The sequence below is a fragment of the Psychroserpens damuponensis genome, assembly GCF_000826655.1.
Lineage (GTDB): Bacteria > Bacteroidota > Bacteroidia > Flavobacteriales > Flavobacteriaceae > Psychroserpens > Psychroserpens damuponensis.
In genome coordinates, this window is record NZ_JXJO01000018.1 from 37,165 (window position 1) to 61,612 (window position 24,448).

Consider the following 24,448-nt stretch of genomic DNA (forward strand, 5'->3'; position numbering starts at 1 on the left):
CTTATATAACATACAAAAGTGTTTTTCAAATCACATACAATAGATCATTTGAAAAACACTTTTTATTTTTTAGAAAACTAATGTTAATTAGTCCACTTGTATCATTTAAAACTACTAGTCTCCGTAGTAACCATCATCATAATAACCATCATCGTAATAGCCATCGTCAAAATATCCATCATCGTAATAACCGTCATCGTAATAACCATCATCAAACATAGCATCATCGTCAGATGAACATGATACTGCTGATATACCAACAATACTAGCTACAGATGTAATTGCTAATGCTTGTCCTGATCTCTTTATAAAGTCTCTTCTTTTCATATTTTATACTAAAATTCTTACTCAAAAATAATATTTTTTTTTACGCTACCAAATTCTAATTTGAATCTTTATGTTTTGCATAATGTCTCCATTTCTCAATACATTGTTGCATATCATCAGGTATTGGACAATCAAAACTCATGTGCTCACCTGTTTTTGGATGCACAAAACCCAGAGTTCTAGCATGTAAGGCTTGTCGTGGTAATATTTTAAAACAGTTATCTACAAACTGCTTATACTTTGAAAACGTCGTTCCTTTTAATATACGCTCTCCTCCATAACGCTCGTCATTAAAAAGCGTATGACCAATATGCTTCATATGCACACGAATTTGGTGTGTACGTCCAGTTTCTAACTTACATGTTACTAAAGTCACATAGCCCAAACGCTCAACAACTTTATAGTGTGTTACTGCTGGTTTACCTTTTTCATCTGCTTCGTCGCCTTCAAAAACGGTATTTTGCAATCGGTTTTTGGGATGACGTCCTATATGACCTTCAATAGTTCCTTCATCTTCATCCATATTTCCCCAAACAATCGCCACATATTCTCGCTCACTAGTTTTATTAAAAAACTGCTTTGAGAGATGCGTCATGGCAAGTTCTGTTTTAGCAACAACTAACAATCCAGACGTATCTTTATCAATTCTATGAACTAACCCTGGACGCTCACTTGAGTTATTTGGTAAGTTTTCAAAATGAAAAATTAAGGCATTAATTAAAGTACCAGAATAATTACCATGTCCTGGATGCACGACCATACCTGCAGGTTTATTAAGTACTAATAATTCATCATCCTCATACACTATATCTAAAGGAATATCCTCAGGTGTCAATAAATTCTCAAAAGGAGGATGCTCAAAAAGCACACGAATTTTATCAAAAGGCTTTACCTTATAATTTTGCTTAACCTGAACATCATTTACATAAATACTACCATCTTTTGCTGCTGCCTGAATTTTATTTCGGGTAGCATTCTCGATGCGATTCATTAAATATTTATCAATGCGTAATGGTGCTTGTCCTTTATCTGCTATAAAGGAATGATGCTCGTACAAATCGTCATCATCTTTCTCTGTTACTGTGTATTCAGCCATTTTAGTTGGATCCTCGTTTGCCGTTACCTAAAACAACATCTATTTTTGAAGTTAGCGGAAGCATATCTCCAGCCTTTATAGTTTCTCCTTGGTACTTAATCGCAATCACTTCTTCCTTACCAATATCATCTACATAAGTAACATTACCTACTTCAAAGCCTAAAGTCTCTAAAGTTGGTTTGGCCTGTCTAAATGTACGACGTACAATATTTGGTACTGTAACTTTACGATATCCTGACGGATTTAAAGTCAAGTAAATTTTTCTATTTTCTTTAACCTGAGAACCTGCTGTTGGATATTGCTCAATCACAGAAAACTTAGGATATTTAGGATTATAATTTGCCGAATCTTGAATTTCCATCACCAAATCATTATCGTTTAATTCTATTTTTGCTGTCTCTAAAGACTTACCTGTTAACTCTGGCACTTTTATAAACTCACCATGATTAGTCGTGCTCTTTAAGTATTGCATTGTTAAAAATACAATAACAGCTAAAGCAATTATTGCTAACCCTATTTGCTTAAAAAATGTTTTACTCTTGATAAATTGTATGAAACTCATGTCATATTTTATTGTACGGCAAATATATAAAAATGAAAGGGTTTTTATAATGACTTAATTTGGTATTTTAGCTTAACTGAAAATAGTATGTTTTTATTACTATTTTTAGTTAAAATTCTAAATTTACATTTATTTTCTTCGGAAATTGGATACTGAAAAAAAATCAGAACGAAAGTTGAACTAAAAGAGATTCCTGCTTTTGCAGGACATGTTATGAAAAAAAATATTGCTATCATTATGGGTGGATATTCTAGCGAATATGAAATATCCCTTAAAAGCGGACAAGTGGTTTACGATACCCTTGACAATACTAAGTACAATGCCTATCGTATTCATATCTTTAAAAACAAATGGGTGTTTGTTAATGACATGAATGAAGAATTTCCCATTGATAAAAATGATTTCTCTGTCCTAATTAATGAAACCAGAATTCATTTTGATTGCGTTTTTAATGCCATACATGGTTCTCCAGGCGAAGATGGTTTTATGCAAGGTTATTTTGAATTGTTAGGTATGCCACATACAAGTTGCAACATGTACCAAGCAGCCTTAACATTTAATAAACGAGATTGCTTAAGCGCTTTAAAGCCGTACGGAATTAAAACAGCCGAATCTTATTTTGTCAATTTAGGAGACATTATTAACGAGGACGCTATTATCGCTAAAGTTGGATTACCTTGTTTTGTTAAAGCCAATCGTGCTGGTAGTAGCTTCGGTATTTCTAAAGTGTATAAAAAAGAAGACCTTCAAAAAGCACTAGACGTCGCTTTTAAGGAAGATGACGAAGTTATTATAGAGTCATTTCTTGATGGTATTGAAGTTTCGGTAGGTGTCATAAATTACAAAGAAGAAACCCTTGTTTTACCGCTTACTGAAATCGTTTCAGAAAACGACTTTTTTGATTACGAAGCTAAATACTTAGGAAAATCTCAAGAAATCACACCTGCTAGAATTGATGAGGACAAAGCAGAACTCGTAAGAGCACTTGCTAAAAAAGTATATAATGTGCTAAAAATTAAAGGGTTTAGCCGAAGCGAATATATTTTTAAAAATGGAGAACCTCACCTTTTAGAAGTCAATACTGTTCCTGGATTAACTGCAGCAAGTATTTTACCTCAACAGGCTCAAAAAGCCGGAATTAGTATGAGCGACTTGTTTGAAAATGCAATTGAATCTTCACTCCATAAATAATAATTATCTTTGATAGCAGAAATCAAACTATGAGACGAGCCATTTTTCCAGGATCATTTGATCCCATCACTTTAGGACATTATGATATTATAAAGCGTGGTATAAAACTTTTTGACGAAGTAATCATTGCCATTGGTATTAATGCCGAAAAAAAATACATGTTCTCTTTAGAGCAACGTAAACAATACATTGAAGATGCTTTTATAAATGAGCCTAAAATAAAAGTTGTAACCTATAAAGGTTTAACTATTGATTTTTGTAAAGAAATTGATGCTAATTTTATACTTAGAGGGTTAAGAAATCCAGCCGATTTTGAATTTGAAAAAGCTATTGCTCATACCAATAGAAAATTATCAAAAATTGAAACTGTATTTTTATTAACAGCTGCTAAAACGTCTTTCATTTCATCATCTATTGTTAGAGATGTCATTAGAAATGATGGTGACTATACGGTTTTAGTACCAGATAGTGTACGCGTTAAATAAGATTATTGCGCTTTGCTTTTTGCACAGCCTCTAACTTATTATGTACTTGAAGTTTTCTATAGATGTTTTCAATATGTTTTCTAACGGTTCCTTTAGAAACGATTAGGTTTTCTGCAATTTGAACATAATTAAGTCCCTTACTTAAATGTTCTAAAACTTCGGTTTCTCTATTGGTTAATTTAATGTCTTCTTTATCTTTTGCATTTTCTATGCTTAATGGGTTACGAAGTAATTTTAACGTTTTAAGTGCTATTGAAGGGTTCATTGCTGCACCACCATTTAAGGTTTCTATGATACCGTCATGCAAATCTTTGGCATTAATTTCTTTTAACAAATAACCATCTGCTCCTGCTTTAATCGCATTAAAAATGTTTTCATCATTATCAAAAACGGTTAACATAATGATTTTTATATGCGGATATTTCTGTTTAATAATAGCTGTAGTTTCAATACCATTGAGAACTGGCATTTCTATATCCATTAAAATCAAATCTATATTATGATTGTTTTCAATTTGTGATAACAAATCTGATCCATTTACAGCTGTAAACTTAATTGCAAAATCATCAAAAAATGACAACTTCTCTTTGACAGTATGTATTAAAAATGAATTGTCGTCAACTATAACTATTTTGATTGGCATTGGTTTAATATTTAGTACTTAAAGGTATTTGATTTAAAATGTGTTTTCTATACGCTATATGTCGTATTTTACAAATGATTAATACTTAAAACAACGTGTGTGCCTTTATTTATTTTTGAAGACACATTAATTTCTGCAGTGATATCATGAGCTCTTTTAGTCATATTATTAATACCATTACCCATTGCTGTGTTTTGCATATCAAAACCTTTACCATCATCGGTGATTTTAAATATAAGTGTATTGTTTTCTGTAGAAAAATCAACTGAAATATGTTTTGCTTCGGAATATTTTAAAGCATTATTAATACTTTCCTGAATGATCCGATAGATGTTCATGCCTTCAACAGACGAGAACATGTGATCTCCAATTTCCGAAGTATTTGAATTAAAAATAAACGTAACACCATCTGAAGCTAAATCTGCTTTATCGATAAAATTTGAAATTCTAGATTGTAAATCTTCTAGAGATATTTTGGTTTTATTCATTGCCCAAATGGTATCTCGCAACTCATAAATTGTGGCTGTAGTGAACTCGCTAATGGTTTCTAATTTACTAGTTAATTTTTTATCCTTGATATCAAAACCGTATTTGAGATTGTCAATTGATGAAATTATAAATGTAAGTTGAGCGCCAATATTATCGTGTAAATCTCGAGAAATTCTTAAGCGTTGTTCTTGTAATATATTTTGAGTTTCAATTTTAAGCAATGCATCTTTAAGTTCGTTTTCTTTATGTAATTGACGGTTTTTTAACTTTTGTTGGTTATAAAATAAAAACCCAATAAGTCCTAAAATAAGTGTCACACCTATTAAACCATAAATTTGATAATCTCGTTGTTGGATGGTTAGTTTATGCTCTGCCAACTCTGCACGTTGCACCAGTATTTCTTTTTCCTTTTTTTGTGTTTCATATTTCACTTCTATGGCTGCAATAGCTTTAGCATTTTTTTCAGAAAAAATAGAATCTTTAAGTGTTATGTATTGCGCTTTATTTAGTCTTGCTTTGTTAAAATCACCAAGCATATAATAACTTTCGGCTGCTGTTAAATGTAAATCTGCCGACATTTGTTGAATTTCAGGAAACTTCTTAACTAGCTCAAATCCCTTTTTAGCATAAATTAGCGCAACTTCAGGATTCTCTTTTTCATTATATAGGGATGCAATATTATTATATGAGGAGAGTTGACTTTTTTCTTCGGCATCATAATCGTCTGGTTTATCTAACGCTTTTAAGTAGGTTTTAAGTGCTAAATCTATATTCCCATTTTCATTATAGGCATTGGCTAAGTTGTCTAGTAATTTGTAGTATTCTATTAAATTATTTTTACGATTGGCTAAATCAATTCCTCTTATATAAAATGATATGGCTTCATCGATTCTACCTAAATCTTTGAGATTGATTCCTATATTATTTAATGAGGCAACTTGAGCATTTTCTAGATTATATTTCTCTCTTACTTTTAAGGCTTTATAGTGGTAATCGAGTGCCTTTTCTGAAAGGTTCATTTCTTGGTAAATAAGTCCAATATTATTTAAGGATGATCCTGTTGATTTCTCATCATTTAAACTTTCATTCATTTTTAAAGACTGAAAAAAATAGTCTAAAGCCTTATCATAATTGCCACGATTCCAATTAAACATTCCCAGGTTATTAACGCACATAGATTCAATTTGCGGAAATTCAAATTCTCGACTCATTTTAAGTGCTTTTTCAAAGTAAAATCCAGCAGAATCAGATTTCCCTGTTACATCCATGTAAATACCATGGGTATTTGTAAGCTCAGTTAAGCCGTAATTAAATTCCGCTTTTTTGGCTAATGCCTTGCCTTCTTGAATAACTTGTATTGCTTTTTTAGTATCATTAAAAATATAACTAAACCCAATTTTATTATAGAGTCTCAGTTTAGCAGAATCATTTTTAATGGCTTTTGCAGCAGCATATAAACTATCTAGATTTTGTGCAAATCCAAATGAAGATATAAAACACAGTAATAGGATAAAGAATTGTTTTTTCATTTGTAATTAATTAATAGCACTATCAAGATACTATATTTTTAAACTAAATGGAATTCTATTAAGTATTGGAGATGGAAAGATGAGATCAATCACAAATTTTTAATCTCACAATAAGACAAAAAAAAAGCATCAGATTTAACAGGCCTTTTGGGGACTTTAAATTAACTGACGCTTAATAAAATTGATTAATAGCAAGACGAATATATAACTAATTATCAGTTGAATAGGTTTTTTTCGATAAGGTGCAATTAAAAAAGATTAAGCGTAATTCGTTAAAAATCACGCCCAATCATAATCTCAACAACAAGATTTATTTATTTAGATTATATGCATAAATCGTTTTATCATTGACTTTATAATACAAATAACCTCCAAATTCATCTACTTGATATTCTGGTTTTTTATCTTTTAGAATGATTTCTTTTTCTATTGCACCAGAATCCTTATTTACTTTTACTAAACCAACACCATCTTGTAATTTAGTTAATATAAACTGAGAATTTTGAGTCGCAGCAGTGGCTTTAAAACGCTTGAGCATTTCGGCAACCGAAGCTCCAGAAGCTGCAGCCATACCATCTCCTAAATTTGCATAACGTTGACCTGTAGACGTGTAATTACCAAGTACATTTCTATTATCATTAGCAACAGCATAAGAACTCGTTGCGGCTGCTGCTGTTGCTACGGCTGTGACTCCTGCTAATATAGCTCCAAAGGCACTTTTTCCTGGCGCTCTGTGATATTCATGCCACACTTTATCTCCTTTAAAATCTAACATCATTAAATTTTGATCGGAAGTTAAAAGAATACCGCCTGCTCTCACTTCTACCAAAGTAGGATCTTCTTTACCTTCAAAATCTGACTCTGCTAACAATGTTGATTCACCCGAATCTGCATTAATCGCATATAGTTTGTCATCAGCACTTATTAGATAGTTATTATTAGTTTTATCTAAATCTGAACTCACCACATCTGCTCGTTTAAATTTCATGGCTTTTTTCCAAATTTGATCTCCAGTATCAAGGTTTACAATATTAGCATCTTCCGAAGTAATATAAAGTAGTCCTTGAGGCGTGTGAGCCATGGTTAAAATGTTCTCTCCTGTTTTTAGAGGCTTTTTAAAGAGTGTGTGTCCTTCATAAGAAATCTTATTGATTCCTCCCTCTTTAATTCCGAAGAGAATACCATCATCCATAATATAAAAGTGTTGCACATAGCCTTTCGTTTTAGGTGCCTTATCCCAAAGATCTTCACCATTTGAAGCACTAAACATCGTTATTTTAGATTCTGAAGCTGCTCCAAATGTTTTACCACTACCAGCAACATCACTAACAACAGCTAAGCCTTGCGGCAAAATTTGAAAATTTGAAACGCTTCCTTTTACTTTACGTTCATCGTCCCACGCTTCGCTACCATTTGAATTGATTTTATAGATTCTTGTATTTTTACCATTAGATGTTGCTGAAAACGCATAAATATCACTTTCTTGATCATTACTAGTCATCCAGTTAACATTCTTTACTTTATTATCCCATAATGTTTCTCCTGTTTTAGATTTCGCAATAATACCTTGACTTGTTGGCACTAATAACTGATCTTTTAATAATAAAGGTGTTCCTGTTATTGCATAATTTTTCATAGTCACTTTACCAGGTGTCATCAAAAAAAATGCGTAATCCTCTTCGCCTGTATTTAAATCATAAACGGCAACTTTGGGAGTTACACTTTCATGTTTTGCACCTCCTTTTTGAAAACCGCTTACCACCAATTTATTTTGTGGCATCATCACTGTACAAACTGATACACTTTTCCAACCTTTAGACTCGGTGGTAAATAATATTTTTCCAGACATATAATCAATTACAGCTTTTTTAGAACTAATAGCTGCAAACCCTGTTTGATCAACAATAACATATGGTGCTTTTGGCACATAAGTGATTTCTTCTGGTTTTACTCGACCGTAATCTGTGAAATTAAATAGTAATTGATCTTCACCTGGTTTTATACCAACTAATCCATCATTAGTTGCCACGACCACAGTTCCTCCTTCTGTGATAGTCATTTCGTTTATCTTGGCTCCAAGCTCATAATTATGATCTGGAGTTTCTGCTTTTTGAGCATTTAGTGTAGTTGCACTCATTACAAATGCAACTATCACTAAGCTCTTTAACTGAATTAATAGCTTTTTCATATGTCGCTTTTTAGTTTACAACTTGCTTGTTTAAATTAAAAGAGCCTTCTGTAATTGTTTTGATTGATTGATCTCCACCTACATTTTTACATGTAAAATTGAATGTCCCTATGACTTTAGAATCTGTTTCTTCAGAAATATTTAATTCTCCAACCATGGTATCGTCATAAGGCGCTTGCCAAATTTCAGTAGTTGAGTTTTGAGGGTTGTTTAAATCGACATCAGTTTCGGTATATGATCCTACGTTTGCGATATTTGCGCCTCCTCCAAAAGGATATGCACCCACACCATCATAGCCAAAAATGCTAATAGAAAATGCATTGCCATCACTGTTTGATGCAATAATTATTAAATTTTGTCCAGAATTTGCCACTGTAGCCGATGATGAAATTTCCATAGATTGATATGACGCTCCATCAACTTTTGCTGTTAATGCTCCAGATGGTGCACTTCCTGGTGCTCCTCCATCATCGTCACTAGAACACGACGTTAAACTTAGTAATGTGCCTACCATTACAAATAACATAAATTGCTTAAAACTTCTCATTGTTGAATAATTTTGTGATTAATAATGAGACAAAGTTGCGATATATCACAAGGCAAGACAATACGACATATGACGTATATCAAATTAAATCAAAGACAATGAGCTTATTTTAAACAGTTTACAATAACATTTAAAACGAAATATGAGGATGTTTTGAATTCAACAATTGTATTTTATTATCTAATTGTGAAAGAAAATTTTGATGCGCTTTTGATTGTGGATTAAATGGTTTGTGCGATAAACCTTTTTGAATATCCGCAACCAATTTTAATGTGGTTTTGGTGTCTTCAGACATGTAAACATCTACAAAACGCTCCCAAATGCAAGTAACTGCAGTGGTATTGGGATGCAGCATATCTTCATTATAGAATCTATAATCTCTTAATTCATCCATCATAATTTCATACGAAGGAAAGTAACCCTCAGCTACGCTTAAAGAACAATCTTTTAAGACATTATGGATAGACGTAATTAAATGCGATTTACTTTGAGTATTCTCAACAAAACCATCTTTAATATGCCTCACAGGTGATACGGTAAACACAACATTCACATTAGGATTAATGCTTTTTACCAAACTTATAATACTCTCTAAAGACTCTGAAATTTCATCTACAGACAACAACTCTTTCAAAAATTTTTTCTGCGGAATTTTATGACAATTAGCCACAAATGCATCTGTTTCAATAAAACGATATGCCCACGCTGTTCCTAAAGTAATAATGATGTGACTTGCTTCTTGCAAAAACTGATGTGTCCTTTTTATATAAAGGTTCAAATTTTGAAGTAGTTCAATTTCCGAAGCACTAGAACATTTAGAATGTGCATCATAACAATGCCATTGCTCGTTATGAAAAAAGATATCATCTTTAGTGTATACTTTCTCATTTATAGCGTGAGTAATTAAACGCTCAATCGCCAAAGGATGAAATAAAATTCCGAATGGGTTTTGTAATTTCTGAAATTTAAAATACTCAAATTTATCGCCTACGTTTTTAGAAAAACAAGACCCTAACAACAGTACTTTTGAGTTATAATCGATTTGATTATATCTACTTGGTTTTAACTTTAGTTTGGTTTGTAAATTCATTTCTTTCTTCTCACAAAGGCTTAGAGAGGCATAGCTACACTTAATTAAATACTCGTTCGTTATTACGCATATGTTCTTAATTATATAACACCCAAATCTTTTTTAATTAAAAATTTGATACTAATTCATCAACTTTTGTATTGATTAATGTCCCAACCAATTCAGCTTCGAGCTCTCGCGACTTTGCAAAAAAAACTTCTTTAGCTCAAATATCCTTCACTAGCTTTCAAAGCTGCCTCTATACCATCAGGATTTTTTCCTCCAGCCGTTGCAAAAAATGGTTGGCCACCACCACCACCTTGGATGTGTTTCCCTAATTCTCTTACAATGGTTCCTGCATTTAAGTTTTTAGTTGCTACGAGTTCTTTAGAAATGTAACATGATAAAATAGCTTTCCCATCATTTTCTGCGCCAAACAGCAAGAATAAGTTATCAAACTGACTTCCTAATTCAAAGCATACATCTTTAATTCCTGCAGCATCTAAATCTATTTTTTTAGCCAAAAAGTTTACGCCATTAATTTGAGTGATTTCATTTTTAAGATCACCTTTTATAGATTTTGCTTTATCTTTTAACAAACCTTCAATTTGCTTTTTAAGCGATGTATTTTCATCTTGTAAGTTTTGCAAAGCTTTCACTGGTTCTTTAGCATTATTAAGCAAATCACGCATTTCAAAATATGCTCTGTTATTTTCAAAGTAGAACTCTTTCACAGCATCACTGGTAATAGCTTCAATACGACGAATACCAGATGCTACAGCACCTTCACTAACTATTTTAAAATGCCATATATCACCAGTATTTTTCACATGCGTTCCGCCACACAATTCTATAGATTGTCCAAAACGAACTGCACGAACTGTATCACCATATTTTTCGCCAAATAAAGCCATTGCTCCTTCGTCTATAGCTTGTTGCATGGGTACGTTACGCTTTTCTTGTAGTGGCAAATTTCCGTAGATACGTCTATTCACAAAATCTTCAACCTCTCTTAATTCTTCAACAGTTAGCTTAGAAAAATGCGAAAAGTCAAAGCGTAAATATTTAGAATGAACCGCAGATCCTTTTTGCTCTACATGGTCTCCTAGAACCTCACGCAATGCTTGATGCAATAAATGTGTAGCTGTATGGTTACTTTCGGTTCTATTACGTTGCTTTTTATCTACAGTAGCTTTAAATACCTCATGGACATGTTTTGGTAAATTTTTAGTAAAATGAACCGCTATATTATTTTCTCTCTTAGTATCAATAATATAAACAATATCTCCATGTGCATCTTCCAAATAGCCTTTATCACCTACTTGTCCGCCACCTTCAGCATAAAAAGGTGTAATATTAAATACAAGTTGGTAGAGTTCGCCATCTTTTTTAGACGTTACTTTTCTATATTTTACGAGTTTAACATTAGCTTCTAATGTATCATAACCAATAAATTCTTGCTCTTCATCATCAATTAAGATGGTCCAGTCATCAGATTTTAATTCAGATGCCTGCTTACCTCTTTGTTGTTGCTCTTTTAGTTTTTTCTCAAATTCTGCATGATTATATGTAAAGCCGTTTTCACGAAGTATCAAATCGGTTAAATCTTCAGGAAACCCATAAGTATCTTTAAGTTCAAACACTTTAGCTCCAGAAATTTCTTTAACAGGAGCATGTTCAATGATACGATCTAATAAAATTAAACCTTGATCTAAGGTTCTTAAAAAAGAGGTTTCTTCTTCTTTAATAACATTTTCTATGAGTTGACGTTGCGCTTTTAACTCTGGAAAAGCATGTCCCATTTGTTTAACAAGCACTTCAACCAATCTATAAATAAACGGTTCTTTTTTATCTAAAAATGTAAACCCGTAACGTACTGCACGACGTAAAATTCTACGAATCACATAACCAGCACCTGTATTACTTGGCAATTGACCATCTGCAATAGAAAATGCGACGGCACGCACATGATCTGAAATCACTCTAATAGCAACATCTACCTTTTCGTTTTTACCATAATCTTTATCGGTGATGGTTTCTATTTCACGAATAATTGGCGTAAACACGTCTGTATCATAATTAGATTGTACACCTTGCATGACCATACAAAGTCGTTCAAATCCCATTCCGGTATCAATATGTTTGTCTGGTAAATTCTCTAACGATCCATTTGCTTTACGGTTGTATTGCATAAAAACCAAGTTCCAGATTTCTACAACCTGAGGATGATCCATATTTACTAAAGTTTTACCATCGACTTTAGCTTTTTCTTCTGCCGAGCGAATATCGACATGAATTTCACTACACGGTCCACAAGGGCCTTGATCTCCCATTTCCCAAAAGTTATCCTTTTTGTTACCCATAAGAATTCTATCTTCGGAAATGTAACCTTTCCAGAAATCGTAGGCTTCTTGATCCATTGGGATACCGTCTTCCTTATCACCTTCAAAAACGGTAACATAAAGAATGTCTTTATCAATGTTTAATTTTTCGGTCAATAATTCCCAAGCCCAAGCAATCGCTTCTTTCTTAAAATAATCACCAAAACTCCAATTTCCTAACATTTCAAAAAGTGTATGATGATAAGTATCATAACCCACTTCTTCCAAATCGTTATGTTTACCAGAGACACGCAAGCATTTTTGTGAATCAGTAAGACGATTATTTTTAGGCTGCGCATTTCCGAGGAAATACTCTTTAAAAGGTGCCATACCAGAATTAACAAACATCAACGTTGGATCGTCTTTTAAAACCATTGGTGCAGATGGCACGATGCTATGCTTCTTTTCTTCGAAGAAGTTTAAAAATGTATTTCGGATGTCTTGAGACTTCATGCGCTTAGTATTATTATTTTTAGTCAGTTGCCACATAAAACACGACTACAATAATAATCTACTTGATTATAATTATCGTTAGAGGTTTCATGCGCTATGATAAACGTTGTTCCTATTAATATTCGATAAATAAGAAACAATTTATATATTTGTGTTACGTTCTATTTCGTCTTGCAAAAATAGAATTTTTTAAGATATGTCTAAAGTAAAATATCATTACGATCCTGAAACACTTTCTTACCGCAAAATAGAGCGTAAGAAAGGCAAAACTATTACCTACGGATTTATATTTTTATTAGCCGCTGCACTTTTTGGGTTTTTATTTGTTTTTATTGCCAGTCAATACATTCAATCACCTAGAGAACGTGCTCTTAAACGCGAGTTGGCTAACATGGAATTACAATACGAACTTTTAAACAAACGTGTTGATGATGCCTTTGCTGCTCTAGAAAGTGTAGAAGAACGTGACAACTCTATTTATAGATTATATTTTGAATCTAACCCTATCCCAGACGAACAACGTCGAGCAGGTTTTGGAGGTGTTAATCGTTATAAAAAATATGAAGGTTACGACAACTCTAAACTTATTATAGAGAGTAATAAACGTTTAGATAAACTTCAAAAAGCTGTGGTGGTACAATCACGATCATTAGACGAAATTGCAGTATTAGCTGCAGATAAAGAAAAGTTTTTGGCGTCCATACCAGCAATTCAACCTGTGAGAAATAAAGATTTAAAACGTATGGCTTCTGGCTATGGTTATAGAACAGATCCATTTACGAAGGTGAGAAAATTTCATTTTGGTATGGATTTTACTGCACCTCGAGGCACACCTGTTTACGCAACTGGTGACGGTGTTGTAAAACGAGCAGATAATAACGCTACAGGCTATGGTAATCATATAAGAATAGATCATGGCTACGGTTATGTCTCTTTATACGCACATTTATACCAGTATAAAGTTCGTGCCAATCAAAAAGTAAAACGTGGCGACCTTATTGGCTACGTTGGTAGTACAGGACGATCTGAAGCACCTCATCTTCATTATGAAGTATTTAAAGATGAAGAACGCATCAATCCTATTAATTTTTACTACGGAAATTTAACTGCAGAAGAATATGCACGTTTATTACAAAAAGCTTCGTTAGAAAATCAATCTTTAGACTAAAACTATGCACATAAATCTTCCAGAAAAGCGCTATTATGGCATTGGTGAGGTCGCTAAAGCTTTTGATGTAAACACCTCTTTAATTAGATTTTGGGAAAAAGAATTTGATGTCCTCAAGCCCAAAAAAAATGCAAAAGGTAATCGTAAGTTCACACCAGAAGATATTAAGAATCTTAAATTCATTTACCATTTAGTAAAAGAACGCGGTTTTACCTTAGAAGGCGCAAAAACACATTTAAAAGAAGGTAAAAAACAAGCGCTCGATACATTTGAGATTATAGAAAAGCTAGAAGGTATCAAAGCACAACTTAACAAAATTAAATCACAACTTTAAAACTCTATTATTATGAAAAAATGGCTCATTCCTGTAATTATCATAGCTCTATTAATAATTGCTGGTTATTCTTGGGGAAAAGGATTTAACAACACTGCGGTTCAACTTAATGAAAACGTAAGCGAAGCATGGGGAAATGTCCAAACTTCATATCAAAGACGAAATGACCTTATTGGTAATTTAGTAAATACTGTTAAAGGCGCTGCCGATTTTGAACGTAACACGCTTACAGATGTCATTGAAGCTAGAGCAAAAGCAACCTCTATAAACATTGACCCATCTAATGTAACACCAGAACAATTAGCCCAATACAATCAAGTACAAGGCGGACTTAGTGGCGCTTTAAAAAGTTTATTGGTCACTGTTGAGCGTTATCCTGATTTAAAATCAAATCAAAACTTTTTGAAACTTCAAGATGAGTTAACAAGTACCGAAAACACTATTCAAACAGCTCGTACACGTTATAATGAAGCTATAAAACCCTATAATATTCACGTTAAAGAATTTCCAAATTCTTTATTAGCTGGGTTTTTAGATTTTGACCCTAAGCCCTATTTTGATGCAGAGGCTGGAGCAGAAAAACCAGTTGATGTAGAATTTGATTTTAGCAAATAATCATGTCTAAAGTTGAAGACTTTCTAACTGCAGAAGAAGAGCAAGCTATCATTGATGCTATACGTGATGCAGAGAAAAACACATCTGGCGAAATTCGTGTACATATAGAACGAGATACTACCCTTGATGCTTTTGATCGTGCCATGGAAGTATTTCATTACTTAAAAATGGACAATACCAAACAGCAAAATGGTGTCCTTATTTATGTTGCTGTAGATGCTAAAACTTTTGTGATTTATGGTGATAAAGGCATCAATGAAGTGGTGCCTCCTAATTTTTGGGACAGCACAAAAAATGTCATGCAAACTCATTTTAAAGCGCATAGATTTAAACAAGGCTTAATTGAAGGTATTTTAAAAGCTGGCAAGCAACTAGAAACACATTTCCCGTGGATGCATGGCGATATAAATGAATTACCAAACGAGATTTCTAAAGGATAGATGAGTATGCAATATTCAATTGGCAGTAAATCAAACGTATTAAAGTACGTCATTTCGTTATGCATTTTCATGCTATGTATGTTACAAACTGTACATGCTCAATTTAACATTCCTCCTGTTCCTAAAGAACAAACAAGTGTTTATGATTATGCTGGATTGTTATCATCTTCAGAAAAAAACAGTTTAGAACAAAAACTTATTCGCTATTCTGACACCACCTCAACACAAATTGTTGTAGCTATTATAGCTTCACTTAAAGGTGAAAACATTGGGCTTCTAACACCAAAATGGGCTCACGAATGGGGAATTGGTCAAGCCAAAGAAGATAATGGTGTATTTATACTTTTAGCTGAAAATGATCGTGAAATTTGGATTTCTCCTGGCTATGGCGTTGAAGACAAATTAACTGCTGGAATTGTTGGTGAAATAACAAGAAACGTAATTATACCAGAATTTAAAAGAGGTGATTATTATCAAGGATTAAATAAAGGCTCTGATGCTATTTTTCAACGATTAAATGGAACATATCAAGGCACAAGACAGTCCAACTCTGGAGATGAATTTCCCGTGGTATTTTTCATCATTTTATTTATCATCTTTATTATATTCATTATCACAATTTCTAAAAACCGAAGAGGTGGAGGAAATAATGGCAGTGGTGGCAATAGAACTAATGGCACCAGTATTTTGGATGCTATCATCTTGAGTAATATGGGACGTGGCAGCTATGGTGGCAGCAATAGATCTAGTGGTGGACTTTTTGGAGGTGGATCATCTGGAGGCAGCTTTGGTGGTGGCGGTTTTGGCGGTGGCTTTGGAGGCGGTGGATTCTCTGGAGGTGGTGCTGGTGGAAGTTGGTAGATTTAGCCTTTAGAAATGTAAACTTAAATTGTAGCTCTACCAAAGATGACAACGAAGTTGGCTGTTCTTTTTTATTCATTTTAGTCGCTTTACAATCTTGTGAACAGAATTTAACTTACAATGATTTTATTAAAGATGAATTTATGGCTTCTTCGTCTGCTTATCTTTGCGTTGACTGAACAACTATTAGAACGACATACAAGCAAATTAATTTTGACCCAAAAATCCCTAGAAGCTTACTAACCGCAGAATATCGACTGATACAGTTTTTACAATTATTAACGATTCACTAACTGCTCACTATATATTAATCTATAAAAAACATATCGCCATTTCCGGTTTCTCCTTTTGAGCCAAGACTATTAAATTTCCAACTAAAACTCAACATAAAGTATTGTTCTAATACGGTACTTTGCCTGTCTTCAATATAATTTTGTGTGGCTAAACGTCTTGCATTGGTGTTTTGATTAAGTAAATCATATACCTTTAATGTTAAAACGGCCTTATCATTTAAGAACGAATAAGCCAAAGTAGAGTTCCAAAACCAAGCACTCTTTTGAAAACCTGCAGCAACATTAGGATTATAAGAATAGTCGACATTGTTGGTCCATTCAAAATCTTTAGGAAGAAAAGTTGTGAAGTTTAAATCTAAATCATGTCTAGCAAAATTTACGTCTTCAAAAGTATCAATGTCATACGTGTTTTTTGAGAATGTTAGTCTGTAGCGTGGTCTTAATTCTAAAACTTTATTCCAGGTAAACCTTAAACCAAGGCTTGGTGTTAATGATGTAACATTACTTTTATATTGCACGTCATTATTAAAATTTACATTTTGATTTAAGCTAGCAGACATACCAATGTCAAACTTTATAGACCTAATAGAATCGGTTTTAACGGTTTTGCTATAATTAATATTTCCGTAGACATTATAATTCCCATTTACGTTAGCATAGGTTGTAGTTCGCTTTAATGTTTCTGGGTCAATAGTTGTTCTAGACACCACAGCATTATTGTTTAAATTGACGCTTGCATAACTATAAATTCCTGTTTTTTTCTGAAAATCGAAAGCATTATATCCCAAATATAAACGATGACTATTGGTTGGCTCTAAATTTGGGTTACCTGTTATGGTATTTAATGGGTTAGAAACGTTTTGAAACGGTTGTAATTGGGTTAAACTTGGAGGTCTATTATTTAATGAATAACCTGTATACATTGACGATTTTTCACTAAATCTGTAATTAAAATAGGAGCGCAATTCAAGGGCTTGAAACTTGCGCTTAATGTCTAATTCTGGTCTTAAAAAGTCTTTATTTTCTAAAGTTCTAAACACATAACGCGTAGTAAAACTAGTAGACCATTTCTCTTTACGGTAAGACAGTTTTAGGGATGGTGTATTTTCTTGATTTAAGTATTCAAAATCTGTACTTAGATCAAGGTTGAAGTCATCATATTGATTGGTGGTTTGGTTGCGATCAAACGTACTGCGTAAATTGGTACGATTCTCATCTCTAAACCGATATTCAAAATCTAAGAATAATTCTTTTGCTATTATAGGTAAGCGATACGTTGTAGAAGCCCTAAAATTTCGATTTTTATTTTCAGAATCTGTGAATTGATCTCTAATGACATCATCATCTTCGGCATTGAAAAAGTTAGTTTCTGAGGTTAAAAAATCTTCAGATTCATTGGTATTGTATTCTGTATTAATTTCAAATTTTAAAAAGGCTCCTTTGTTTCCAAAACGTTTGGTAATTTCTAATTCATTTCCAAAATTCTTTGCATCACGTTCTGAAAATGTTCCTGTTGTAGATTGATTGGTTAATTCATTGGCTTCATTACGCGTGTTTTCATCTTCGGAAAAAACACGTTTTGATGTTGACCATTTTATCGAGGGATTGATATTAATTAAAAAGGTGGAATCAATTTCGATATCAAAACCCATATTAGCGCTATGATTACTGCCATCACTTACAGATTTTGATCGCGAATCTGAAAAATATCTAGAATCTGGCAAAATATTTTCACGTTGTGTAATGGTTTCGTTATCTGAGTTACTTCCGGAGAAAAAATAATCGGCATTGATGTCTACCTTATCACTAAGTACATCGGCATAATTTGCACCAACATTTTGTGATGTGGTGATGCCTTCGCCATTTCCAAATGATCTACCGTCTATGGTAAATGCTCCACTACTGTTCATAGTCATGCTATAACCACCACCAAACATTTTTTGAATTTCACCAAAACTAAAACCTGGTGAGTTGGTATTGTTTCCTCCTGCAAGCACACTAACGCGTTGATCATTATCAAAAAAGTTAACCATACCTGCAAATTCGTAACGCTCATCGGTACCTGCACCTCCAGATACTCGACCAAAAACGCCTTTATTATTTTCCTCTTTAATGGTAAGGTTTATGGTTTTATTTTCGGTATCACCTTCTTCGCCAGAAAATGCTTCAGACTTCGTTTTAGTATCTGTAATTTGTACTTTTTCTATAATATCTTTAGTTAAATTACGTGTTGTAATGGTTGGATCGTCACCAAAAAAAGGCTTACCATTAACTAGTATTTTACTAACATCTTTACCATTTACGGTAATTTTTCCGGCTTCATCAACCTCTACTCCTGGCAGTTGTTTGAGTAATTCTTCAACGTTGGCATCTTTTTTAGTTTTAAAAGATTTTACATTAAACTCAAGTGTATCTTTTTTGATTGTAATTGGCGCTCTAGATTTTATAATCACTTCATCTAAAGCATTACTAATTCCTAATGCTATGGTGCCAATATCAATAACCTCCTTATTAATGGTTAGTTGTTTGAAATAGGTTTGATACCCAACATAATCTATATATAAATTGAGTGTTTCATCATAAGTTTCATCTGTAATTTCAAAAAGTCCATCTTTATCAGAAATTGTATAGGTGACTAAGCTACTATCCTTCACACGTTCTAAATAAATGGTTGCAGCTTCTAAGGGTTGTTTATTATCTTCGGAAATGATCTTACCCGAAATTTTAAATGATTTTGATTGAGAGAATGAGATTGCGACACTAAATAGTGCAATGAAAAAGCATAATTTCTTCATGTGATTGGCTGATTGATTGATGGTTAACTTGTATATCTACAAAAACGAATATACTTTAGTTTTCGTATGAAATTTCTTAAAATTTTTATAAAACTTGATTTATTCTCCTTCTTCTAAAAAAAAGAGGTCTTCTACAGATAGCTTAAAAAGTTGAGCAATTTTTATAGCGAGTAATGCAGATGGCACATATTTTCCTTTTTCGATAGCATTTATAGATTGTCTACTTACACCTATTTTTTCTGCTAAATCTCCTTGCGTAAAGTTATGTCTTGCTCGTTCTATTTTAATATTGTTTTTCATTATCTAAGCTCTTGCTTTTAAGAAATTAAACCTAATGATAAAAAACAATAATGGTGTAAACATATTATAAACTAATACATCAAAAAATGTAAATTCATAAATAAAAATTATGGCAAACATCAATATGATATAATTAACAACAATTGCCCAAACTAAAGAATCTGTTCTTATTTTATAAATAAATTCATCTTCTATCTTCTCTTTTGAAAAACCAACTAATAAGCCTCCAATAATGATTATTAAAGCAATAAGTTCATCGACGATACTGTTTTCCATAATTTTAAAAAATCCTCCACCACTAGAAAACACATCATTATCGCTATATATTGAAAACACATCTATTGTTAAAATATCCAATTCAAACCCTGTAGTGGTTAAACAAATTCCTGTTATGACTCCAAAACTTAATAATATCCAACCTGGCACTTTAAACTTGTTTGATAATAAATAATTTGATTTCATAACCATGTATATAATTAGTTCGTTTCAAAAGTAAACAATAATTTACAAAAAGTAAACTAAACTTTACATTTTGTATAATATAATTGCTATTCTCATTTAAGTATTAGTAGATATATGGTTCACATGTTGTAGAGCAATAATCTAAAAGCACATTAAAAAAAGGTATGTTTGGCTATGTTTTGCGAATGTTATAATAAAAAAACATCCAACAGTTGAACTATTGGATGTGGCACATTTCCGAAGAAAATAAATTTATTTTTTGGTGTTTATGATTATTTTTTACGCATGTATATGCTAATTGGCACACCTTTAAAATCAAACAATTCGCGTAGATTATTCTCTAAAAATCGCTTGTAAGGTTCTCTCACATATTGTGGTAAATTACAAAAGAATGCGAACTGCGGTTGCGGTGTTGGCAATTGCATGATGTATTTAATCTTTACGAATTTACCTTTATAAGCAGGTGGCGGATAATTCTCAATCACTGGTAACAAGACCTCGTTAAGTTTACTCGTTTTAATTTTCTTGGTTCTATTTTGGTAAACCTCAACAGCTGTTTCTATAGCTTTATAAATTCGTTGTTTGTTTAATACTGAAATGAACACAATTGGTACATCTGTAAAAGGTTCCATTTCTTGCCTGATGACCTTTTCAAATTGTTTCATGGTTTGGGTTTCTTTTTCAATCAAATCCCATTTATTAACCAATATTACAATTCCTTTACGGTTACGTTGTGCTAACCAGAATATATTTTGCACTTGTCCATCAAAACCACGAGTTGCATCTAAAACGACGAGACACACATCACAATGTTCAATTGCTCGAACACTACGCATAACAGAATAGAATTCTAAATCTTCTTTTACTTTAGATTTACGTCTAATTCCTGCTGTATCTACTAGATTAAACTCAAAGCCAAAGCGGTTATATTTTGTATCTATAGAATCTCTTGTAGTACCTGCCACATCTGTAACGATGTAACGATCTTCACCAATTAGTGCATTAATAAATGACGATTTACCAGCGTTTGGACGACCAACTACTGCAAATCTTGGTAATTCATCTTGCTCTTCTTCCTCTTCTATTTCTGGTAGCGCATCAACAAGAGCGTCTAATAAATCTCCTGTTCCACTACCATTTATACTTGCAATGGTGAAATATTCTCCAAGACCTAGTGAATAGAATTCTACTGCGTCTTCTGCTCTTTTATTATTATCAACTTTATTTACTGCTAAAAACACAGGCTTATCCACTTTACGTAATAATCTCGCAACGTCTTCATCCATGCCTGTGACACCAGTTTCAACATCTACCATGAAGATGATAGCATCTGCTTCTTGAATTGCCAATTCTACTTGTTTATCTATTTCGGCTTCAAAAACATCGTCACTACCTTTGACGTATCCTCCTGTGTCTATTAAAGAGAATTCTTTGCCGTTCCAATCACTTTTTCCATAGTGTCTATCTCTGGTAACACCACTTACGGCATCAACAATAGCTTCTCTACGTTGAATTAAACGGTTAAAAAAAGTCGATTTACCAACATTTGGACGACCGACTATTGCAACTATACTTCCCATAACTTCTTTATTTTATATGCATTACATATCCTGTAAGCGGTTGCAAAGATAGACAATATGTTGGATGTGCTATTGTTTTTAGTTAAAATACTATTTAAATTGAATCTTGAAATTAAAAATAGTAATTTAAACGTCTATTAAACATTATAATGTCTACCACTAACGATATCGTATTAAGGCCACGTTTTAAATTTAACATTGCAGAAAACAACACCTCTGTTTTAAACATTTTTGACGATTTAAAAACTAGTCAAAAAGAGTTTATTGTATCGTGTATTGATGAACATGTTTTTATTAAAATCCCAAAAGTTAAACAGCATTTTTGGTCGCCTCAACTTCATTTAGAAATTAATGATAATACCTCTCAAGGCAGTACTATTTATGGATTATTTGGACCTAACCCTACCGTTTGGACGCTCTTTATGTTTTTCCATTTTATAGTTGCTGGATTATTTATTGGGTTTGCAATTTGGGCTTATGTGAATTGGAATTTAGGGCACGACTACGCCATACAATTATTTATAACGCTTTTTACAGTCGTTATTTGGTTTGCGCTGTATTTTGGTGGACGAATGGGTAAAAAAACCGGAATGGCGCAAATGCATGACTTACATCATTTTATGCGTGATGCCTTGAGAGAGCATGGCATTCATACTGACGAATAAGTGATTCTATACAGAAAATAAAAAGGAGCTTTCTAAAATAAATTGACTTGAGACTTGAGCATAGATCATGTTAATAGACCAAGACCTAAGTATATAATTGCTCTGAACACACAAACTTACTGGTTATACCCAAAGCGTTTCAATTGCCTTTGATTGCTTCTCCAATTCTTGTTCACTTTTACGTATAATTCTAGATGGACTTGCTTTCCGAAGAACTTCTCTAAATCCTTACGAGATTCCATACCTACACGTTTTAGAGCGCTACCCTTATGGCCAATAATGATGCCTTTTTGAGTCTCACGTTCTACCATGATTACAGATCGCATTCTAATAATATTATCTTCTTCAAAAAACTCTTCGGTATCGATTTCTACAGCGTAAGGAATTTCCTTTTTATAATGCATTAAGATTTTCTCTCTAATGGTTTCATTTACGAAAAAGCGCTCTGGTTTATCTGTTAATTGATCTTTAGGATAAAAGGCTGGAGACATTGGAAGTAATTCTATTATTCTACCAAATACTTCTTTAACATTAAAACCTTCTAATGCCGAAATTGGAAATATTTCTGCATTAGGCACTTTACTAGACCATAACGCAACTTGTGATTCTAATTGAGCTTGATCTGATTTATCAATTTTATTTAACAATAGTAAAACAGGAATTTTGGAGTTTGTAATTTTATTAAAAAACGCTTCGTCTTTTAATTCTTGCTCACCTATTTCTACCATGTAAATTAAAACATCGGCATCATCAAAAGCAGATTTTACAAAATCCATCATTGATGCTTGAAGTTCATAAGCTGGTTTAATAATACCTGGAGTATCACTTAGTATTACTTGAAAATCCTCACCGTTTACAATACCTAAAATACGATGTCTTGTTGTTTGTGCCTTAGATGTAATAATTGATAATTTCTCACCAATAAACGCATTCATTAAGGTAGACTTACCAACATTTGGGTTACCAATAATATTTACAAAACCTGCTTTATGACTCATTATAATTGCTTTAATAGACTACAAAGATAAACCTATTTATCTTCTTTTTCGATAAGGTCGGCAATCTTGTTATGATATGAATGAGAATCATGTCCATATTTTATAGAGTATTGCCTTGTAAATTCAGCTCCAAAAAAGAATATTAAGCAAGAATAAGACACCCAAAGTAAAACCAGTACAATACTTCCTGCTGCGCCATAGGTTGATGCTGGATTAGATTTTCCGAAGTAAAGACCTAGAAGAAACTCTCCAAAAACAAACAAAACAGCTGTTAAGATTGCACCAATCCATACGGTTTTCCATCTCACTTTTGTATCTGGCATATAACGAAACATCAAAGCAAAAAGTGTTGATATAATTGAAATTGAAATGATAAAATTAATACTGTAAACCACATATAATACAATATCTGGGAATGAATTTTGAATGGCTTTTGTTAATGCAGAAATCACTGTAGTAAAAACAAAACTGATTAATAATAAAAACCCAACGGCTAAAATAAAAGCAAAGCTTCTAGCACGATCTGTTATTATTTTTTTAAAACTAAATTTCGATATTTTATCTACTTTCCAAATGGTATTTAAAGAAATTTGCAATTGATAAAACACACCTGTGGCACCAAATAGAATAGTAGCAACACCTATAATTGTTGATATAATACTACTTTCTGTATCTAAGGTTTGTGACACTATAGTTTTAATAGTTTCGGCAGATTCACTTCCTAAAACTGAAGCTATTTTACTTGTTAATCGACCTTGCACAATCTCACGTCCCCAAATACTACCAACTACATTTATAATTATAATTAACAGTCCAGGCAACGATAAAACCGCATAATAAGCAACAACTGCACTCATTCTCCAAGGATCATTTAAGTTCCATGATTTATAGGTGTCAATTAATAATCTAGGAAGATCTTTTATCTTAAATTTTGAAGTCGCCATACCTTACATATTGAGGTGATAAGATTACTAAAA

At 32.8% G+C, this 24,448-nt stretch carries 23 protein-coding genes; 8 read left to right on the forward strand and 15 right to left on the reverse strand.

The window, feature by feature from the left end; genetic code table 11:
* Positions 1-114 precede the first annotated feature (114 nt).
* The 3 genes from TD29_RS18665 to TD29_RS11335 are packed head-to-tail and all read right to left on the reverse strand — an operon-like array spanning position 115 to position 1,985.
* Complete coding sequence (locus TD29_RS18665; protein WP_040280782.1) at positions 115-327, reverse strand: hypothetical protein; 213 nt, start codon at positions 325-327, stop codon at positions 115-117.
* A gap of 55 nt (positions 328-382) precedes the next feature.
* Positions 383-1,423: an RluA family pseudouridine synthase gene (locus tag TD29_RS11330; protein WP_040280783.1), complete on the reverse strand. Its 1,041-nt coding sequence runs from the start codon at positions 1,421-1,423 to the stop codon at positions 383-385.
* A 1-nt stretch (position 1,424) separates the two neighbouring features.
* Positions 1,425-1,985 carry a PASTA domain-containing protein gene (locus TD29_RS11335; protein WP_040280784.1) on the reverse strand — a complete coding sequence of 187 codons (561 nt, stop codon included), beginning with the start codon at positions 1,983-1,985 and terminating at the stop codon, positions 1,425-1,427.
* Between the two features lie 213 nt (positions 1,986-2,198).
* Here TD29_RS11335 and TD29_RS11345 point away from each other — a divergent pair, with 213 nt between their 5' ends.
* On the forward strand, positions 2,199-3,176 hold the full coding sequence (locus TD29_RS11345; protein WP_040280786.1) for a D-alanine--D-alanine ligase: 978 nt from the start codon (positions 2,199-2,201) through the stop codon (positions 3,174-3,176).
* Between the two features lie 29 nt (positions 3,177-3,205).
* Complete coding sequence (gene coaD, locus TD29_RS11350) at positions 3,206-3,661, forward strand: pantetheine-phosphate adenylyltransferase (protein WP_040280788.1); 456 nt, start codon at positions 3,206-3,208, stop codon at positions 3,659-3,661.
* Here the strand turns inward: coaD and TD29_RS11355 are convergent.
* The 6 genes from TD29_RS11355 to alaS form a co-directional block, all read right to left on the reverse strand.
* On the reverse strand, positions 3,654-4,304 hold the full coding sequence (locus tag TD29_RS11355) for a response regulator (RefSeq protein WP_040280790.1): 651 nt from the start codon (positions 4,302-4,304) through the stop codon (positions 3,654-3,656). The two genes, coaD and TD29_RS11355, sit on opposite strands and share 8 nt — an antisense overlap.
* Positions 4,305-4,372: 68 nt before the next feature.
* The gene (locus tag TD29_RS17970) at positions 4,373-6,322 is read right to left on the reverse strand and encodes a tetratricopeptide repeat-containing sensor histidine kinase (RefSeq protein ID WP_052467086.1); all 1,950 of its coding nucleotides are present in this window, start codon (positions 6,320-6,322) and stop codon (positions 4,373-4,375) included.
* A gap of 310 nt (positions 6,323-6,632) precedes the next feature.
* The gene (locus TD29_RS11365; protein WP_040280791.1) at positions 6,633-8,510 is read right to left on the reverse strand and encodes an outer membrane protein assembly factor BamB family protein; all 1,878 of its coding nucleotides are present in this window, start codon (positions 8,508-8,510) and stop codon (positions 6,633-6,635) included.
* A 10-nt stretch (positions 8,511-8,520) separates the two neighbouring features.
* A complete protein-coding gene (locus TD29_RS11370) occupies positions 8,521-9,057 on the reverse strand; it encodes a DUF6252 family protein (RefSeq protein ID WP_040280792.1) in 537 nt (178 codons plus the stop codon).
* 130 nt (positions 9,058-9,187) lie between these two features.
* On the reverse strand, positions 9,188-10,147 hold the full coding sequence (locus tag TD29_RS11375) for a GSCFA domain-containing protein (protein ID WP_040280793.1): 960 nt from the start codon (positions 10,145-10,147) through the stop codon (positions 9,188-9,190).
* Positions 10,148-10,347: 200 nt separating this feature from the next.
* Positions 10,348-12,960 carry an alanine--tRNA ligase gene (alaS, locus tag TD29_RS11380; RefSeq protein ID WP_040280851.1) on the reverse strand — a complete coding sequence of 871 codons (2,613 nt, stop codon included), beginning with the start codon at positions 12,958-12,960 and terminating at the stop codon, positions 10,348-10,350.
* A gap of 196 nt (positions 12,961-13,156) precedes the next feature.
* Here alaS and TD29_RS11385 point away from each other — a divergent pair, with 196 nt between their 5' ends.
* From TD29_RS11385 to TD29_RS11405, 5 genes are read left to right on the forward strand one after another with little or no spacing between them, the layout of a single operon-like run.
* Complete coding sequence (locus TD29_RS11385) at positions 13,157-14,128, forward strand: M23 family metallopeptidase (protein WP_040280794.1); 972 nt, start codon at positions 13,157-13,159, stop codon at positions 14,126-14,128.
* 4 nt (positions 14,129-14,132) lie between these two features.
* A complete protein-coding gene (locus TD29_RS11390) occupies positions 14,133-14,462 on the forward strand; it encodes a MerR family transcriptional regulator (RefSeq protein ID WP_040280796.1) in 330 nt (109 codons plus the stop codon).
* A gap of 12 nt (positions 14,463-14,474) precedes the next feature.
* Positions 14,475-15,077, forward strand: coding sequence for a LemA family protein (locus TD29_RS11395; RefSeq protein ID WP_040280797.1), 603 nt, complete (start codon positions 14,475-14,477; stop codon positions 15,075-15,077).
* Between the two features lie 2 nt (positions 15,078-15,079).
* Positions 15,080-15,517: a TPM domain-containing protein gene (locus tag TD29_RS11400; protein ID WP_040280798.1), complete on the forward strand. Its 438-nt coding sequence runs from the start codon at positions 15,080-15,082 to the stop codon at positions 15,515-15,517.
* A gap of 6 nt (positions 15,518-15,523) precedes the next feature.
* A complete protein-coding gene (locus tag TD29_RS11405) occupies positions 15,524-16,378 on the forward strand; it encodes a TPM domain-containing protein (RefSeq protein ID WP_040280852.1) in 855 nt (284 codons plus the stop codon).
* A 307-nt stretch (positions 16,379-16,685) separates the two neighbouring features.
* Here TD29_RS11405 and TD29_RS11415 read toward each other — a convergent pair whose 3' ends face one another.
* The 4 genes from TD29_RS11415 to der form a co-directional block, all read right to left on the reverse strand.
* The gene (locus TD29_RS11415) at positions 16,686-19,466 is read right to left on the reverse strand and encodes an outer membrane beta-barrel protein (RefSeq protein WP_040280801.1); all 2,781 of its coding nucleotides are present in this window, start codon (positions 19,464-19,466) and stop codon (positions 16,686-16,688) included.
* A gap of 99 nt (positions 19,467-19,565) precedes the next feature.
* Complete coding sequence (locus TD29_RS11420) at positions 19,566-19,766, reverse strand: helix-turn-helix transcriptional regulator (RefSeq protein ID WP_040280802.1); 201 nt, start codon at positions 19,764-19,766, stop codon at positions 19,566-19,568.
* Positions 19,767-19,769: 3 nt separating this feature from the next.
* Positions 19,770-20,228, reverse strand: coding sequence for a hypothetical protein (locus TD29_RS11425; RefSeq protein WP_040280853.1), 459 nt, complete (start codon positions 20,226-20,228; stop codon positions 19,770-19,772).
* A gap of 272 nt (positions 20,229-20,500) precedes the next feature.
* Positions 20,501-21,808, reverse strand: a complete 1,308-nt coding sequence (gene der, locus TD29_RS11430; RefSeq protein ID WP_040280803.1) for a ribosome biogenesis GTPase Der — start codon at positions 21,806-21,808, stop codon at positions 20,501-20,503.
* A 149-nt stretch (positions 21,809-21,957) separates the two neighbouring features.
* On the opposite strand from der, the gene TD29_RS11435 reads away from it, so the two are divergent.
* Positions 21,958-22,473, forward strand: a complete 516-nt coding sequence (locus TD29_RS11435) for a hypothetical protein (RefSeq protein ID WP_040280804.1) — start codon at positions 21,958-21,960, stop codon at positions 22,471-22,473.
* Between the two features lie 116 nt (positions 22,474-22,589).
* Here the strand turns inward: TD29_RS11435 and era are convergent, their stop codons facing one another.
* Both era and TD29_RS11445 read right to left on the reverse strand, forming a co-directional pair.
* Positions 22,590-23,471, reverse strand: coding sequence for a GTPase Era (era, locus tag TD29_RS11440; protein ID WP_040280805.1), 882 nt, complete (start codon positions 23,469-23,471; stop codon positions 22,590-22,592).
* Between the two features lie 32 nt (positions 23,472-23,503).
* Positions 23,504-24,415: a YihY/virulence factor BrkB family protein gene (locus tag TD29_RS11445; RefSeq protein ID WP_040280807.1), complete on the reverse strand. Its 912-nt coding sequence runs from the start codon at positions 24,413-24,415 to the stop codon at positions 23,504-23,506.
* Positions 24,416-24,448: the final 33 nt, after the last annotated feature.

Bases quoted from the DNA above. Each gene is read 5' to 3' on its own strand.
- TD29_RS18665 (WP_040280782.1), bottom strand. From the start codon at position 327: ATGAAAAGAAGAGACTTTATAAAGAGATCAGGACAAGCATTAGCAATT.
- TD29_RS11330 (WP_040280783.1), bottom strand. From the start codon at position 1,423: ATGGCTGAATACACAGTAACAGAGAAAGATGATGACGATTTGTACGAG.
- TD29_RS11335 (WP_040280784.1), bottom strand. From the start codon at position 1,985: ATGAGTTTCATACAATTTATCAAGAGTAAAACATTTTTTAAGCAAATA.
- TD29_RS11425 (WP_040280853.1), bottom strand. From the start codon at position 20,228: ATGAAATCAAATTATTTATTATCAAACAAGTTTAAAGTGCCAGGTTGG.
- coaD (WP_040280788.1), top strand. From the start codon at position 3,206: ATGAGACGAGCCATTTTTCCAGGATCATTTGATCCCATCACTTTAGGA.
- TD29_RS11400 (WP_040280798.1), top strand. From the start codon at position 15,080: ATGTCTAAAGTTGAAGACTTTCTAACTGCAGAAGAAGAGCAAGCTATC.
- der (WP_040280803.1), bottom strand. From the start codon at position 21,808: ATGGGAAGTATAGTTGCAATAGTCGGTCGTCCAAATGTTGGTAAATCG.
- TD29_RS11435 (WP_040280804.1), top strand. From the start codon at position 21,958: ATGTCTACCACTAACGATATCGTATTAAGGCCACGTTTTAAATTTAAC.
- TD29_RS11375 (WP_040280793.1), bottom strand. From the start codon at position 10,147: ATGAATTTACAAACCAAACTAAAGTTAAAACCAAGTAGATATAATCAA.
- TD29_RS11385 (WP_040280794.1), top strand. From the start codon at position 13,157: ATGTCTAAAGTAAAATATCATTACGATCCTGAAACACTTTCTTACCGC.
- TD29_RS11420 (WP_040280802.1), bottom strand. From the start codon at position 19,766: ATGAAAAACAATATTAAAATAGAACGAGCAAGACATAACTTTACGCAA.
- TD29_RS11395 (WP_040280797.1), top strand. From the start codon at position 14,475: ATGAAAAAATGGCTCATTCCTGTAATTATCATAGCTCTATTAATAATT.
- alaS (WP_040280851.1), bottom strand. From the start codon at position 12,960: ATGAAGTCTCAAGACATCCGAAATACATTTTTAAACTTCTTCGAAGAA.
- TD29_RS11345 (WP_040280786.1), top strand. From the start codon at position 2,199: ATGAAAAAAAATATTGCTATCATTATGGGTGGATATTCTAGCGAATAT.
- TD29_RS11355 (WP_040280790.1), bottom strand. From the start codon at position 4,304: ATGCCAATCAAAATAGTTATAGTTGACGACAATTCATTTTTAATACAT.
- TD29_RS11405 (WP_040280852.1), top strand. From the start codon at position 15,524: ATGCAATATTCAATTGGCAGTAAATCAAACGTATTAAAGTACGTCATT.
- TD29_RS11390 (WP_040280796.1), top strand. From the start codon at position 14,133: ATGCACATAAATCTTCCAGAAAAGCGCTATTATGGCATTGGTGAGGTC.
- TD29_RS11445 (WP_040280807.1), bottom strand. From the start codon at position 24,415: ATGGCGACTTCAAAATTTAAGATAAAAGATCTTCCTAGATTATTAATT.
- era (WP_040280805.1), bottom strand. From the start codon at position 23,471: ATGAGTCATAAAGCAGGTTTTGTAAATATTATTGGTAACCCAAATGTT.
- TD29_RS11415 (WP_040280801.1), bottom strand. From the start codon at position 19,466: ATGAAGAAATTATGCTTTTTCATTGCACTATTTAGTGTCGCAATCTCA.
- TD29_RS11370 (WP_040280792.1), bottom strand. From the start codon at position 9,057: ATGAGAAGTTTTAAGCAATTTATGTTATTTGTAATGGTAGGCACATTA.
- TD29_RS17970 (WP_052467086.1), bottom strand. From the start codon at position 6,322: ATGAAAAAACAATTCTTTATCCTATTACTGTGTTTTATATCTTCATTT.
- TD29_RS11365 (WP_040280791.1), bottom strand. From the start codon at position 8,510: ATGAAAAAGCTATTAATTCAGTTAAAGAGCTTAGTGATAGTTGCATTT.